The organism is Acinetobacter sp. ANC 5045 (assembly GCF_004331005.1).
GTDB lineage: Bacteria > Pseudomonadota > Gammaproteobacteria > Pseudomonadales > Moraxellaceae > Acinetobacter > Acinetobacter towneri.
In genome coordinates this window covers 17,454-32,934 of record NZ_SJNS01000001.1, presented here as the reverse complement: position 1 = coordinate 32,934, position 15,481 = coordinate 17,454, and the positions used below count along the sequence as shown (strand labels likewise).

The 15,481-nt window shown below is 42.2% G+C and carries 10 protein-coding genes and 1 pseudogene; 6 read left to right on the top strand and 5 right to left on the bottom strand.

The window, feature by feature from the left end:
- Positions 1-36 precede the first annotated feature (36 nt).
- The 3 genes from E0H79_RS00140 to E0H79_RS00130 form a co-directional block, all read right to left on the bottom strand.
- Positions 37-1,254, bottom strand: coding sequence for an acetate/propionate family kinase (locus E0H79_RS00140; RefSeq protein ID WP_096901391.1), 1,218 nt, complete (start codon positions 1,252-1,254; stop codon positions 37-39).
- A gap of 340 nt (positions 1,255-1,594) precedes the next feature.
- On the bottom strand, positions 1,595-2,005 hold the full coding sequence (locus tag E0H79_RS00135; RefSeq protein WP_026438428.1) for a hypothetical protein: 411 nt from the start codon (positions 2,003-2,005) through the stop codon (positions 1,595-1,597).
- 186 nt (positions 2,006-2,191) lie between these two features.
- Positions 2,192-3,457: a glutamate-5-semialdehyde dehydrogenase gene (locus E0H79_RS00130; protein ID WP_131260781.1), complete on the bottom strand. Its 1,266-nt coding sequence runs from the start codon at positions 3,455-3,457 to the stop codon at positions 2,192-2,194.
- A gap of 341 nt (positions 3,458-3,798) precedes the next feature.
- On the opposite strand from E0H79_RS00130, the gene E0H79_RS00125 reads away from it, so the two are divergent.
- Positions 3,799-5,133, top strand: coding sequence for an alpha/beta fold hydrolase (locus E0H79_RS00125; RefSeq protein ID WP_004974874.1), 1,335 nt, complete (start codon positions 3,799-3,801; stop codon positions 5,131-5,133).
- A gap of 59 nt (positions 5,134-5,192) precedes the next feature.
- On the opposite strand, the gene E0H79_RS00120 is transcribed toward E0H79_RS00125, so the two are convergent.
- Together E0H79_RS00120 and nagZ are read right to left on the bottom strand one after the other, a co-directional pair.
- Complete coding sequence (locus tag E0H79_RS00120; protein WP_004974878.1) at positions 5,193-6,083, bottom strand: class I SAM-dependent methyltransferase; 891 nt, start codon at positions 6,081-6,083, stop codon at positions 5,193-5,195.
- Between the two features lie 557 nt (positions 6,084-6,640).
- The gene (nagZ, locus tag E0H79_RS00115) at positions 6,641-7,744 is read right to left on the bottom strand and encodes a beta-N-acetylhexosaminidase (protein ID WP_004974880.1); all 1,104 of its coding nucleotides are present in this window, start codon (positions 7,742-7,744) and stop codon (positions 6,641-6,643) included.
- A gap of 194 nt (positions 7,745-7,938) precedes the next feature.
- On the opposite strand from nagZ, the gene E0H79_RS00110 reads away from it, so the two are divergent.
- The 5 genes and pseudogenes from E0H79_RS00110 to E0H79_RS00090 all read left to right on the top strand — a co-directional run bounded on the left by E0H79_RS00110 (position 7,939) and on the right by E0H79_RS00090 (position 15,480).
- The gene (locus E0H79_RS00110) at positions 7,939-10,143 is read left to right on the top strand and encodes a carboxy terminal-processing peptidase (protein ID WP_131260568.1); all 2,205 of its coding nucleotides are present in this window, start codon (positions 7,939-7,941) and stop codon (positions 10,141-10,143) included.
- Positions 10,144-10,465: 322 nt separating this feature from the next.
- Positions 10,466-12,532: a putative bifunctional diguanylate cyclase/phosphodiesterase gene (locus E0H79_RS00105; RefSeq protein WP_131260567.1), complete on the top strand. Its 2,067-nt coding sequence runs from the start codon at positions 10,466-10,468 to the stop codon at positions 12,530-12,532.
- Between the two features lie 3 nt (positions 12,533-12,535).
- Positions 12,536-12,772: pseudogene (locus E0H79_RS00100) on the top strand (Fic family protein); the annotation flags it as partial.
- A 136-nt stretch (positions 12,773-12,908) separates the two neighbouring features.
- Positions 12,909-14,501 (top strand): peptide chain release factor 3, encoded by a 1,593-nt coding sequence (locus E0H79_RS00095; RefSeq protein WP_131260566.1) that lies wholly within the window; start codon positions 12,909-12,911, stop codon positions 14,499-14,501.
- A 163-nt stretch (positions 14,502-14,664) separates the two neighbouring features.
- Complete coding sequence (locus tag E0H79_RS00090; RefSeq protein WP_096901395.1) at positions 14,665-15,480, top strand: hypothetical protein; 816 nt, start codon at positions 14,665-14,667, stop codon at positions 15,478-15,480.
- The last annotated feature ends 1 nt before the right edge of the window (position 15,481 follow it).

The window sequence follows — 15,481 nt, the reverse complement described above, 5'->3', positions numbered from 1 at the left end:
AGGGACTGATTGAAAGTGGCTGAGCACTACGATTGCTTAAGCAATCGCAGCGTCACATTCAGACTTTTTTGCAGCTGACTTTAGCTCCTCTGCAACTTGCGCAGTTTCTTTCGCAATACGGCCTTCTTCGTCAGTTGGTACAACCCAAATTTGTGGACCGCCTGTACCTGCATCAATACGACCTTCAGTACCGCGTTTTAAGCTGTCATTGCGTTCTTTGCTGAAGTTAAAGCCAAAGTGTGGCAAGTAAGATACAGTTTTTTCACGGATGTACGCAGAGTTTTCGCCAATACCACCTGTGAAGAATAAGCCATCTAAGCGTGGTAAACCACAGCTAAGTGCAGCTAAAGATTTAGCTAAACGGTAGCAGAATACTTCAATTGCAAGCGTTGCATCTTCGTTGCCTTGTTCAGATGCTTCAATCAGGGTACGCATGTCGTTCGATAAGCCTGACAAACCAAGTAAACCACTTTGGCTGTTTAGCATTTTGTCAATTTTGTAGATATCCCAACCTAAGTTGCTTGCAAGGAAGCTGTGTAAGCTTGGGTCTACATCACCACTACGAGTACCCATCACCAAACCTTCAAGTGGGGTTAGGCCCATCGATGTGTCTACACTTTGACCATTCCAGATTGCACAAGTCGAGCTACCGTTACCCAAGTGAGCAGTTAACCAGCCACCTTGTTTGAAGCTGCCAGCCAACTCTGAACCGCGCTCTGAAACGTATGCGTGACTTGTACCGTGGAAGCCATAACGACGTACGTTGTGGTCGGTATATAAGAATTTAGGCACTGCATAACGGTAAGCGTGAGCAGGCATCGTTTGGTGGAATGCAGTATCAAATACAGCCACTTGCGGAAGTTCTGGGAACAAACGCATTGTTGCTTCAATACCCACCAAGTGTGCAGGGTTGTGTAAAGGTGCAAGCGGAGTTGCTTCACGAATACGTTGCACGATTTCTTCAGTTAATAATTCTGCTTTGGTTAAAGTACCGCCGTGTACAACGCGGTGACCAATGGCTTGTGGCTTATATTGAGATAAGCGACCAAGAATAGTTTCCAATGCTTTTTCATGGTCAGCATGTGGAATAGAAAGTTCGAGCGGCTCACCACCTGCGGTAATGCCTTTAATGCGCGCATCAGCAGAACCTAGATTTTCTGCCAAACCAAAGATACGATCTCCAACGCTTTCAGATACAAGCGCATATTTGATAGAAGAAGATCCGCAGTTAATCACTAATACTGATGTAGTCACTTTTATGTACCCGAATTCTAATTGAAGTTATCCCTAGTCAATCAAGCTGCATTGCAAGATATGGCAAACGGCAATCTATTGTGTTGCAATCTTGATCATTACGTATGTTTTATCATGGGTTTTTTATTGCTCCTAGATAGACTTTAGGAGATTAGACTTAAGCATTATCGACCATGAAATCAGAAATAATTAAAATTTATCAGCCCGAAACTTTCATTTTTTCATGAAATGATGGTCTAAAATTTCTGCTTAATTCCTGTTGTATTCTCTTAACATAGCACACTTCATTCTGCAGGCGAGTGGCAAACTGTTTTAAATTATTTCCTCAATCTTTGTCGGTTTATTTTGATTTGGCAGCGTATTTAATTTCCGACCAACGGACAATCACATAAGCAATCAGTGCCACCATAAAAAACACCAACATCATCCACGCCAAGCCTTGTAAGGTTTCAATAATGGTGCGGTAAATTTCCAATACCCAGCGTTCTTGCGTCAGTTCAATCACAATTCTTTTGTCATTTTCGGCATAGGTGAGTGGGGTAATGTATTTTTCCATATCGTAAATACGAATGCCTGAAGATGTGCCGACCACCATGCCTGCAAATTTGGTGTACTTTGCCCATGCTTCATGAATTGGGTCGTGGATGATACGCGCCAAAATTGCATTGATGGAGCTGGAAAACAGACGCATGACAATGAACGACACCAACAGTGCTAAAGCAAAGGTACTAATAATCAAATAATAAAACATAAGCATCGCCACTCTTTTTGATGATTTTTCTAATCTTGATGGTGTTTTTATTTTAAGTGAGCGTTAGGCAGAAATGTGTAGTGGAACTGTGTCTTAAAACAATGTCTAAAAAATAGAAGGGAATAATGTTCAGCTTCCTGTGAAACTGAACATTATATTTGGATATTGCAAAATTACAGATGGATTTTATTGGCGGATTTGACCATCGCCAAACACGATCCATTTTTGTGAGGTTAAACCTTCCAAACCGACAGGGCCACGGGTATGAATTTTATCGGTAGAGATTCCAATTTCAGCACCTAAACCATATTCAAAACCATCAGCAAAGCGTGTAGAAGCGTTAATCATGACTGAACTAGAATCTACCGCAGCCAAGAATTGACGCGCCAAACTAAAGTTTTCAGTAATAATGGCATCAGTATGATGTGAACCATATTTATTGATATGTTCAATTGCCTCATCAATTCCTGAAACCACTTTAACTGCCAAAATTGGGCCTAAATATTCGGTGTACCAATCTTCTTCGGTTGCTGTTTTAACACTTGTACCCAAAATCTTTTGGGTTGCAGGACAGCCGCGTAATTCGATTTGTTTTTCTGCATATAGTTCGGCAATACGTGGCAAGAATTGTGCGGCAACAGCCTCATCGACCAACAATGTTTCCATGGCATTACAGACGCCATAACGGTGAGTTTTTGCATTCAGGGCAATAGGCAGGGCTTTTTGTAAATCGGCCTGTGCTTCTACAAATACGTGACAGTTACCATCCAAATGTTTAATCACTGGAATACGCGCTTCATTGCTGATGCGTTCAATCAGACTTTTACCGCCACGTGGCACAATTACATCTACATATTCAGACATGGTAATTAATTGCCCAACGGCAGCACGGTCTGAGGTGTTAATCACTTGCACCGATGTTTCTGGCAAGCCTGATGCTTTTAAGCCGTGTTGAATCGCGGCAGCAATCGCTTGGTTAGATTCCAGTGCTTCAGAACCACCACGTAAAATAATCGCATTGCCTGATTTTAATGCCAAAGACGCAGCTTCAAGGGTTACGTTTGGACGTGATTCGTAAATCATGCCCACCACACCTAGCGGTACACGCATTTTGCCCAATTGAATACCAGATGGACGGTAAGCCATATCGGTAATTTCACCAATTGGATCCATGAGACCAATCACATCTTTCAGACCTTGTAACATGCCTTTAAAGCGTGCGGGGTTAAGTTCTAAGCGATCAAGCAGTGCGCTATCCAAGTTGTTGTTACGACCTTTGGTCATATCAATTTGGTTGGCAGCTAAAATAGCGGACTCGCTATTTTCCAATGCCGTATAAATAGCCGATAACGCATTGTTTTTAGATTGGGTAGAAGCGCTTGCTAAGACACGAGAGGCTTGGCGTGCTTGTTGTCCTACCGTTTGCATATATTGTTCAATAGACTCTTGCATAGCGGTTTGATCACTTAGAAATTTCAACTCGATATTAACAGTCTGTGCCTGCACAATGAAGCGTCTCAGCGGAAAATCGACTAAATTGTTCAATCTTTTCATATTTTTCAATGCTTTCATCACAAAAATTAATATTTTGAAATGCTTTATGATTTAAAAGTAGATGAGCGGTCATAGAAAATGTTGCGTATAAAATCAGCACCTGTATAGAATGATGCGATAACGACATTGATGTCATTCACAACAATAAGCAGGATGCCACTTTAATTCAGATAAGTGGGTAATCGTTCAATGACGAACACTTGCACAATAAAAATAAAATGCGCATGGAGGTAAGGAATATGAATTCCATGATCCAGATGGACACGGATGTACAGGACGCAAGTTCGCATGTCTGTTTTTTTGATATTTACGATAAACACAGCTTTAAACAACCCGCTCGTACCACTTGGATCAACGGCTGGAAAGTGGAATACATGGCAATTGCTCAGCCAGAAACCGCACATTTAACTCCAATTGTGATTATTGGTGGTGCATTCCAAAACTTTAATTCATATAAATATTGTGTCGAGCAGCTTTTTCGTGCAGGGCCAATCATTTTAATTGATATGCCATCTATGGGCGCCAATCAGCAAATGACCAATGTGGAAACAGGTGAGTCGGCAGGAACGCTAGAACTGCATGATTTAGGTCAGATGTTGGGTGATTGGCTGGATATTGTCGGCTTAGATAAAGTATCCGTCATGGGCATGTCATTGGGTTCGGTGGTGGCATCGTGTCTAGCAGATCAGCGTCCTGAATTGATTGATCGCATGATTTTAATGGGGGTTATGCAAAAGACCCGTAAAAGTTGGCGCATGTTGCTTGAAGAATCACTGCATTTAATGAAAGAGCAGCGCATGGATGAATTTGGTCAGGCGGTGATTTTATACTTGGTCAATCATGCCAAAATGGAACAAACTCGCATGTCACCGACTGCAAAGCGTTTGTTTTACCGACAAATGGCCGACTTTACCGCTACAGAGCAAGATCGCTACGATGTGAACTGCAACCGTTTATTGCGGTTAACCAATGTGCCTATTCCGCAATGTAAGGTTTTGGTGGCGTGTGGGCAATATGACAGTTTTACCTTGCCGCATGAAAATGCCAATTTTGCCTTACAGTGCCCGAACATGGAATTTGCCATGATTGCCAATGCAGATCATGTGCCGCAATTACAGCGCCGTAAAGAAACCATGAATTTATTTGCGACCTTTTTAAGCGATGAATCTATTCAGGACTTAGATGGCATTATTCCAATGACACGTGCGCAACTATTGACGATGGAACGCCGTGGAGAAGCGCGTATTCGGGTGCAAAATCCGCAAAGTCATTTGCAGTATCGTCATTCTGATTTGAAAATTGCTACGCACATTGTCGATTTAAACTTCTTTGGTGTATTGCTTGATTTTGAAAATGCTGCGTTGGCGGCACAAGCAGCACAGTTTGAACGAGATATGGCCTTAGAATTACAGGATGAGGAAGGCAGTTTTAGCATTGAATGTTTAATTTTTGAAAGCCAAGGGCAGCAACTACGCGCATTATTTAAGCATGGTAGTTTTGAGGTGGCAGAACGTTTGTTGCGTTATGTGGAACGTCAAAAAGCGGCTGCACAAAATTTGGAATATGCCCGTTAGTAGATAAAATCAGTGCTTGGTTTAAAATTATCCAAAGAAAATAGAATCAAAATAGCGTGTTAAACCACGCTATTTTTTTTGTAGGCATGAACCATCCAGACTAAATCGCCTAAATGTTCTGCGGTTGTTTTTTCTAAAGAGCTGTTGGAAAAATACAGTTGTGGTTGTTGTAGCTGCACTTGCTCAAAACCTGCATTTTGAAAAAACTGAGTTAATTCCTGCGGAGATTGAAAGTGAAAGGTGAAAGCACTGCGTGACATAAATTTCAATAATCGGCTGCAGTTCCAAATAAAATTGGCGAGCTTGTTTTTGACGGGTTCAGGGTAAATATCGGTTAAATAATGCAGTTCTGGAAAGTCTTGGGTGTAGTTACACATGCCATTTAACAGCTGTTGTAGCATGTCTTTGCTGAAGTAGTTAATTAAACCTTCACTAATAATTACTAAGGGCTGCGAGTGATCAAAATATTCAAAGGCCTGTTGAAAGGATTCACTAAAAATATCGGCGGTGAGAACTTCAGGTGCGTCGTGGTCAATTTGTCGTAACGCTTGAGTTTTAATTTGCGCCATATCAGGCAAATCCAGTTCACGGTAATTCAGTTCAGGATATTTTTGTCGAAAGTTCCAGCTGCGTGGTGACAGCCCAGATGCAATTTCGAGCACTTGTAATTGCGGATGTTGCTGAATCAGTGCGGTTAAGTGTGCATCAATCATTTGGTGACGTTGTTTGAGGGTGCTGCGCATACTGCCGCCCACATGACGTTCTGCCCAGTTTTCTAAAGGATGTACCAATTTGGCTAAAAACTTGCCTTTTCGGGTCGCAAATACAGGATGTGAAATCCCCCTTTGATACCAGATATATCCCGTATAATGTGCGGTAAAAGAAATATGCCGATGTTTGGACAATGCAGTCGTGTCTGAGCGAGTTGGCTTGGCATCCGAGTTGTGCATTTCAGTCCTTTTTTCTGTCGTGATTTTGCTGTTCAGCAATGTTTTTGTCATTTTCGTATAGACCTTAATTGTTTGTATGGTGGTCGTTGTCTTTTTAGGCATGCTTTGACACTCAAGCTGCGGTGTCAGGCATATACTCAAAATAGAATAAGTTTATCATAATCAAAAAGGAATAAGCTGTCGTGTTCCTTTGTCGTATAAATGCTGTGAAAAAGTGAAGGCGTATAGGGTCTGTTGACATTTCATAAATGGCTTGCGCTGTAGGCTAAAACTGAGCAGATCAGGCATAAAACGCAGGGAATAGTGGACCTATTTTCAAGTTCCATAACGCAATCTGAGAAAGTTTTAGCCACATGAGCAAGAACAAAGCGTTGCTTTGTTTGCTGCGCAAGGGGGCGAGCATATTTTTTGCTGCTATTGCGTTATGTGCCAGTCATTTAGAATGACTAAATTTCCTGTCCCATGCCTTATATCAGCTAAAAAATCTTGCGAGATATATCTCTCACGTCGCAAACATAGACGAATTGTCAACAGACCCTAGTTAGTTTGTGGTGATCTCAAGTCGCAGCGTTTTTAGTGGTACTTGAATAATTGGTCGGGTCGTGACTAGTTTGTGCTGCCAGTAGCGCGGCACTTTGTTCTTTAAATACCAAGATACGATCACGGACGCTTCGCCATTCATCACCCAAGTCTAAAACTTCAGCAATGCTAAACTCTGCACTAAGCTCAGGGATTTTACCGCGCATGCGTTCTAAACGTGCCTGATTCGGCAAGGGTAAATCGGCAATCGCATTTAAAGCCAATCGTTGTGCAGCACGGTTGTTGCAGACCAATCCCATGTCACAGCCTGCAAGCAAAGCGGCATGAATACGTGCATCGGCATCGCCTGCTACACAAGCCGCCTGCATGCTTAAATCATCCGAAAAGAGTACACCATCATAGCCCAAGTCTTTGCGAAGCACTTGCTGTAACCAAAACTCAGAAAAACCTGCAGGGTTCGGATCGACCTGATCATAAATAACATGTGCAGGCATGAGGGCATCCAGTTGATTTTGCAGTTGGATAAAGGTTTGCATATCCTGTTGCTGAATTTCGGCAAAAGAACGTGAATCTATCGCGGCAGCAACGTGAGAGTCTGCTTTAACCGATCCATGCCCAGGAAAATGCTTGCCTGTGGTTGCCATTCCTGCACGATGCATTCCACGTAAAAAAGCATCTGCCAAAGCAATAATATCGACAGGACGCGCAGCAAAAGCACGATCTCCAATGACATCACTGATGTCATTTAAATCTAAAACGGGTGCAAAACTAAAATCAATGCCTACGGCTAATACTTCGGTGGCCATCAACCAGCCACATTCTTCGGCTAAATCTAAGGCACGTTCAGGTTCGTTTTGGTATAACTCGCCAAATCTACCCATAGCAGGCAATAGGGTAAAACCTTGTTTTAAGCGTTGTACGCGTCCGCCTTCCTGATCGACTGCAATTAAAATATCAGGGCGTACCTGACGCATGTGGTCGGTCAAGGCGCGTACTTGCGCAGGAGATTGGATATTTCGGGCAAATAAAATGACTCCACCGACTTGCGGAGCGCTTAATAGTTCAATATCTTCTTGAGTAAGTTCTGTGCCAGCGATGTCGAGCATCAATGCGCCAATCATATTGGGTGTCCGTATTCGATTTTTATCAATAAAAAAACAATACCTGAATTCTGCAATGATTTGCTACATTTTGACAGCACAGATTATGATAAAACTACACGACAGACCCAAATTAAGTTGTATAAGATTTTGAATCTGCTCAATTCATTGTGAAAAGCAGAGATTGGTCAAAAACCAAGGACGTAAATATTTTTATGAAACTTCAAACCATCGCTTGTGCGGTTGCAATAGCAACTGGCGGTTTTTTCTTTTCTCACGCCATTAACGAGGCAATTGCAGCCAATAATACCGCTGTCGTTGCTAACAGTATTGTGCCGACGCAGGAACAAGCTTTGGTTTCGCGTCAATTGGCGACCTTGGTCGATCGTCAGCATTATTTAAATCAGCGTTTAGATGCTGCGACGTCGCAGCGCATTTTTGATTTTTATATCGACAGTTTAGACCCTGACCACACTTTGTTTTTGGCTAAAGAAGTTGAGCAATACCGCAAACAATATGCAGCAACATTTGGCGCTTCATTAAAAGCAGGCAATTTGGCTGGACCGTATCAAATTCATGCACAGTATCGTGAACGCTTAAAACAGTTTTATCATTTCATGTTGGCAGAGCTGAAAAAACCACAAAATTTAAAACAGCCAAATATCACGATTGAAACAGATCGGGAAAAAGCACCGTTCTTTAATACTGAAGCAGAAATGCGTAAGCATTGGCAAAAAATGCTGGTGTCGCAGCTCATTAACCTGACCATTAGCAAAGAAGAAGAATTGGCAAAACAAAAAGCCATTAAAGATAACCCTGAATTGACCAATGGGCAGGATTTGGCAAGTCCAGAAGATTTGACACCAGTTCAGACTTTAACCAAGCGTTATACCCGCCAGTTAGAGCGAATGGATCGTTTAAAGAGCGATGACGTGCTGGATAAAACTTTGAATGCGATGATGCTGACTTATGATCCGCACAGCAATTATTTCCCACCTGTCGATGCGATGGAGCTGAATCGTCAAACGACTTTGCAGCTTGAAGGGATTGGGGTGTCGATTCGTCCTGAACGGGGCAATGAAGACTACACCAAAATTGAAACCATTGTTGAAGGTGGTCCTGCCAGTAAAACTGGGCAGGTGAAATCGGGTGACCGCATTATTGGTGTAGCGCAAGATGGCGAAAAAATGGTGGATGTTGTGGGTTGGCCGAGCAATGAAATTGTGGGGCTGATTCGCGGTAAACGTGGCACCAAAGTCACTGTGCGTTTGTTGGGTGCGGGTGCGGCGATGAATCAGGCGCGTAATGTGACCATTGTGCGTGATGTGATTCAGGAAGAAGATGCGGGAGTTCGTTCACGAACGATTGACATCAAACGTGATGGTCAAACTTATACCTACGGTGTGATTGAAATTCCATCCTTTTATTTGAATTACCGTGCGCGTCGCGCAGGTAATGAATATCGCTCAGTGTCGGAAGATACCAACAATGCCCTGAAAAGTTTGGCGGCCAAAAATGTCGCAGGGATTATTGTCGATTTACGTAACAACCCTGGCGGCTCATTGGAAGAAGTGGCACGTATGCTTGGGCAAGTAATCAAATCAGGCCCTGTGGTGCAAATTCGTGATGGCAATGGCAACGTGAGCGTATTTGAAGATGACGATGGCGGTGCACAGACTTATGCAGGCCCATTGGCAGTGATGATTAACCTCGCTTCTGCTTCGGCCAGTGAAATTTACTCTGCTGCAATTCAGGACTATCAGCGCGGGATTGTGATTGGTAGCACCACCACTGGTAAAGGTACAGCGCAGGTACAACTCGACACCTTGGCCTATGGTCAGGCGACCTTAACCCAACGTAAGTTCTACCGTATTACAGGCGGAAGTACCCAAAACAAGGGTGTGATTCCAGACATTAAACTGGTAGATATTTACAATGAGGAGTTTGGTGAACGCAAAGCGAAAAATGCTTTGAAGTGGGATACTATTCCAACTGCACCATTTAAGCGTGAAGGTTCAGTACAGCCGTACATCACCAAGCTAGGGCAATTGTCACAGCAACGTGTCACGCTTGATCCGCAATTTCAATATTTGGAACAACGTAAGCAAATTGCCAAACAAACTGAAGATCGCAAAAGCATTGTGTTAGATATTGAACAACGCAGAGCTGAGTTGTTGGCTTTGGAGCAACAAACGCTGACTGCGGAAAACAAACGCCGTCAGGAAACAGGTTTGAAACCATTTGCCAATTGGGAAAGCTATCAGGCATCTATTGATGCTTTGGCAGAAGCGCGTGCCAAAATGAAGGCGGCACAACGTCCTGCCTTGCCTGAGGAAGAAGCTTTTGTGATTGAAGCAGCACAGGTTTTACAAGACTATGCCATGTTGCAAAAAGGTGTTTCTGAGCCGAATCAACCTTAAAACAATGTTAGAATCTTAATCAAATAGAACCAGCAGCTAAAAGTTGCTGGTTTTTTCAGGCTAAAGCGAAAAGTAAAGTGACAAGATGCATATAGCTTTGAGTCAGACAGCTATTTTTAGCAGTTTTGAATTGCCATTATTTCATGATGACATATTATATATTTGACTATTGACCAAAGCGGAATAGTATTAGACTCTTAAGTCAATGCAGTCTTTGCTAGATCAATCCGTCGTTCAGGTTGCTTTTTAGTTATTATTTATAAGAGAGTGTGAGATTGAGTAGCCGAAAAACAATAAAATATGACAGAGATGGATACATCTAATGATGCATGTACATTATGATCTGAGCTTGGTAATTGGCTCGGTAGCAATCTCAGTATTGGCCTGCTATTTTGCAGTGTCTGTTGAGCAAATGCTTTTTCAAAATGTACAACAACAACTAAAAAAAATTGCATTAATCATGAGTGGTTTACTGCTGGGTGCGGCAGTGTGGAGTATGCATTTTGTGGGCATGTTGGCATGCCAGTTACCTGCACCGTATCAATTTGATCTTAGCTTTACGACCCTATCTTTTGTTATTGCATTTATCGCTTCTACGTTTGCGGTTTGGCTGACCACGCAATCGACCCTGCCTGTGGCGCGTTTGATCCTGAGCGGCATTTTAATGGGGTTGGGTATTTCAGGCATGCACTATACGGGCATGATGGGAATTCAGGTAGAAGGCTACCGTAGTTATTATGATCCTACCATTGTTTTGCTGTCTGTATTAGTGGCCATTGGCGGTGCAATACTTACCTTTTGGTTTATGTTTCATTCCAAGTGCAGAATGGGGCGTCAGGCACAATATAAAATTTTCATTGCGGTGCTCATGAGTCTGAGCATTGTTGCCATGCACTATATAGGCATGGAAGCACTGCATCTTTACTCTACAGCAGATTTGCCTCAATCAGGGCACTTCCAGATCGGGCAAGGGCCAGCTCTGTTGGTGGTTATTTTAGTGACCAGTCTGATTTTTGCTGCTGCGGTGGGCGTATCTCTGCTGGAGCTGCGCTTAGAAGAAAAAAGCAGACAATTGTCTTTAGCCAACCGTGAATTGGCCAATCAGGCAGTCAAAGATAACCTGACCAAATTGCCCAACCGTTTATATTTAGCTGAATATGCACAATTGCTTTTTTCTGAGCATCGGCAAAAAAACACTAAAATTGCATTTTTGTATATCGACTTAGACCGCTTTAAAGCGGTGAATGACGTATTTGGGCATCATGTTGGCGATCAATTGCTGATTCAGTTGTCTAAACGTGTGCAATCCCACTTGGGCGAAAATACCCAGTTATTAAGAATTGGTGGCGATGAATTTCTTTTGGTGATTGAACATACCGACATTGCAGAAGCCACGCTCATTTCTGAAAAAATATTAGAACTGATTCAGCAAAGTTTCTTAATTGCAGGCAAGGTCATTAATATTTCAGGCAGTATTGGCATTGCGATGTATCCAGAGCATGGCACCAATTTGCAAGATATTTTAATGAATGCTGATGCGGCGATGCTGACCTCTAAATATCAGGGGCGTAACACCAGTTCAATATTTAATTATGATCTGGAGTTACTTGAGGCTAAAAGCCAAAGTAAGTTGATTAATGATTTATATAAAGCAGTTGAACAACAACAATTTGCGTTGTTCTATCAGCCAAAGTTTAAAGCCGCTGACCATAAAATTTGTGGCGTAGAAGCTTTAATTCGTTGGTATCACCCCGTACATGGTTTACTTACCCCAAATATGTTTATTAAAGGAGCTGAAAAGACGGGGTTGATTATTCAAATTGGCTATTGGACGCTAGAAGAAGCCTTTAAACAAATTCAAATTTGGGAAAGATCGGGTGCACCGTTATTTCCTGTGGCTGTGAATTTATCGGCAGTGCAGTTTGAACATAAACACTTATTTTCGACTTTAGAAAACTTGTTTAAACGCTATGAGATTCAACCCCAACACTTGATGATTGAAGTGACTGAAAGTACAGCAATGCATCATATTGAATCGAGTATTCGTAGTTTTGAGCGTTTGCGTCAAATGGGGATTCAATTGGCGATTGATGATTTTGGCACAGGACATTCGAGCTTCTTATATTTGAAAAAATTGCCAGTCGATGAGTTGAAAATTGATCGTGCTTTTATTTTAGATTTGTGTTTGGACAGCAAAGAAGAATTAATTTTAGAAAGTATTATTCAGTTGGCGATTAAACTGGGTTTAACTGTGACCGCTGAAGGGGTGGAAACGCCGTTACAAGCAGAAATTTTAACCCGTTTAGGCTGTCAGCAATTACAGGGCTACTTATTAGGCTTACCAATGGATGTTGAGCGTTTAGAAGAGCTGTTTAAACATTCGGCTTAAGCTAGCGATCATGCTACCGCTCAAGATAGCGTACAAGTGAGCGACCAAGTCCAGCGTTTAATTTCAGTGATGAAACAAGATGAATATAGTTTGGCTGAGTTGATGCAGTTGTTAGGTTTAACTCATAGCGCAACATTCCAAAAGAACGATGTGAATCCTGCCATAGAATTAGTTTTGATTGAGCGTACGATTCCAGAAAAACCGAAAAGCCCAAAGCAAAAGTATAGATTGAAAAAATAACTATATTCTCAGTTATGGATAAATTAGAACATATCAACAATCAATAAAATTTGATTCAAATCTGCTACAATTACGCCAATTTTTCATATTGATCATTTTGATCTTATACACTGCAGTTCTGCAGTAGGTGTCTTGCATGAGTTTTAAAGATGAGTTAGCGGCGCAGGTCGCACAGCGACGTACTTTCGCGATTATTTCCCACCCCGATGCTGGTAAAACCACCATGACAGAAAAACTGCTGTTATGGGGACAAGCCATTCAAGTTGCAGGGATGGTAAAAAGCCGTAAGTCAGATCGTGGCGCAACATCTGACTGGATGGAAATGGAAAAAGAACGTGGTATTTCCATTACAACTTCGGTGATGCAATTCCCGTATAAAGACAAAATGATTAACCTGCTCGATACCCCAGGGCACGAAGATTTCTCTGAAGATACTTACCGCACTCTAACTGCGGTGGACTCTGCACTGATGGTGATTGATGGTGCGAAAGGTGTCGAAGACCGTACCATTAAATTAATGGATGTGTGTCGTATGCGTGACACACCCATCATTTCATTCGTCAACAAAATGGACCGCGAAATTCGTGAACCATTAGAGTTGTTGGATGAAATTGAAAATGTCCTCAAAATTAAGTGTGTGCCAATCACTTGGCCAATGGGTACAGGGCGTGATTTCGCAGGGGTGTTTAACCTCATCGAAGAAAAGTTTTATGTGTACAAATCAGGTTTTGGTTCAACCATTCCTGAAATTGAAGTACGTGATGGCTATAACCATGCAGACCTACGTGAAAAAGTAGGTGAATTGGCATGGGCGGCATTTGAAGAATCACTTGAATTGGTACAAATGGCGAATGAGCCTTTAGACCGTGAAGAGTTTTTAGCGGGTCGTCAAACACCAGTGCTGTTTGGTACGGCTTTGGGTAACTTCGGTGTAGATCATGTATTGAATGCATTCAGTGAATATGCGCCGCCGCCAAAAGCACATCCAACGCAAGACCGTATTGTAGAAGCCAATGAAGAAGGCTTTAGTGGTTTTGTTTTTAAAATTCAGGCCAATATGGATCCGAAGCACCGTGACCGTATTGCTTTCATGCGAATCTGTTCAGGCAAGTATGAAAAAGGCTTAAAAATGAAGCATGTGCGTATTGATAAAGATGTACGTATCAGCGATGCCTTGACCTTCTTGGCAGGTGACCGTCAGCACCTCGAAGAAGCTTGGCCGGGCGACATTATTGGTCTACATAACCACGGGACGATTCAAATTGGCGATACCTTCACTTCGGGTGAAAAGTTGCAATTTACAGGGATTCCGCACTTCGCACCTGAAATGTTCCGTCGTGTACGCTTGAAAGACCCATTGAAGTCCAAACAGCTGCAAAAAGGCCTTAAAGAGCTTTCAGAAGAAGGTGCAACGCAAGTCTTTATGCCACAAAACAGCAATGATTTAATCGTAGGTGCTGTTGGTGTGCTACAGTTTGAAGTCGTCGCCTATCGCCTGAAAGAAGAATACAAAGTCGATTGTATTTACGAGCCTGTCAGCATCAACACGGTACGCTGGGTGTCTTGTGCCGATGAGAAAAAGTTTAACGAATTTAAGAAAAAAGCCCACGATCAGTTGTCTCTCGATGGTGGTGGTCACTTAACTTATCTCGCGCCAAGCCGTGTGAATTTACAGTTAATGCAAGAGCGTTACCCTGACATTGAGTTTAGAAACACGCGCGAGCACTAAGCCGTTGCTAATGTTTGATCTGGCAGGTGCGATCAGCGTAGCGTAGATGAATGTTCAGCGTGGCTAAAAGTTTCAAAATTAAAACAGCTTCTTTAGGAAGCTGTTTTATTATGGGGGCGGTAAAAGATTAAAGATTATTTTTGATAAGTGAATTGGGGAAATCATGCAGCAAAAATCGGTTTATCTGGGTGCAATTTTGAGCGGGATGGTTTTGCTTAGCGCCTGTGACTCATCTAAACAAGATCAAAACTCAGATGAGCAAACGTCTATTTTTCAGAAAGATCAAGCGGATGTTTTACCGTATTTGAATATCAAGCAACAGGCAGCAGAAATTGCCTTGCCATTTTGTGAAAATAAAAACTGCATTGAATTAGAGGTACAAACTTTAAATACCCAAGATACATGGCTCAACAGTTGGATTGCAAAAAATCAGGCCATGGTGATTCAAGATCAAATTGGCTTAAAACAAAACATGAGTTTGCAGCAAGCCGTAGATGCCTATGTGAAAAAATCCGATGCTTGGCAGGCACAATTAGATCAAAATAAAGCTTATGAATTGGCGATGTACACCCGTATGGCATATCAACGCAATCAATATGTTTTGTTGCAAGTCGGGGTAGATAGCAAACAGGAAGGCACGCAGGTCAAAGAACGCTATTATTTCTTTGTGGCAGATCGGAAGCAGCAAAAAGCCTTGTCTGTTTTAGATGTGATTGATGCCAAACAACAAACCCGTATGAATACTTTTGTACAGCAGGCCTATCAGGATTGGCTCAAAACACAAAGCAGTGACGTGCAAAAAGCAGCACCTGCCAAATTATACTGGGGGCAGGCAGATTGGTTTTTTGATGATCAGGGCTTAGGATTGCATTATCGCACCCATGAAATTGTCAAAGATGGCACGCAGTTAGATATTTACCTAAGCAAAGCACAAACACAACAAGTTTTAAAAGCAGACATCTATCCATCTATGTTTTAGT

Excerpts from the sequence above, each read along its gene's own strand:
- E0H79_RS00135 (WP_026438428.1), bottom strand. The coding sequence starts at position 2,005 with ATGTTTTATTATTTGATTATTAGTACCTTTGCTTTAGCACTGTTGGTG.
- E0H79_RS00130 (WP_131260781.1), bottom strand. The coding sequence starts at position 3,457 with ATGCAAGAGTCTATTGAACAATATATGCAAACGGTAGGACAACAAGCA.
- E0H79_RS00125 (WP_004974874.1), top strand. The coding sequence starts at position 3,799 with ATGAATTCCATGATCCAGATGGACACGGATGTACAGGACGCAAGTTCG.
- E0H79_RS00120 (WP_004974878.1), bottom strand. The coding sequence starts at position 6,083 with ATGCACAACTCGGATGCCAAGCCAACTCGCTCAGACACGACTGCATTG.
- nagZ (WP_004974880.1), bottom strand. The coding sequence starts at position 7,744 with ATGATTGGCGCATTGATGCTCGACATCGCTGGCACAGAACTTACTCAA.
- E0H79_RS00110 (WP_131260568.1), top strand. The coding sequence starts at position 7,939 with ATGAAACTTCAAACCATCGCTTGTGCGGTTGCAATAGCAACTGGCGGT.
- E0H79_RS00105 (WP_131260567.1), top strand. The coding sequence starts at position 10,466 with ATGATGCATGTACATTATGATCTGAGCTTGGTAATTGGCTCGGTAGCA.
- E0H79_RS00095 (WP_131260566.1), top strand. The coding sequence starts at position 12,909 with ATGAGTTTTAAAGATGAGTTAGCGGCGCAGGTCGCACAGCGACGTACT.
- E0H79_RS00090 (WP_096901395.1), top strand. The coding sequence starts at position 14,665 with ATGCAGCAAAAATCGGTTTATCTGGGTGCAATTTTGAGCGGGATGGTT.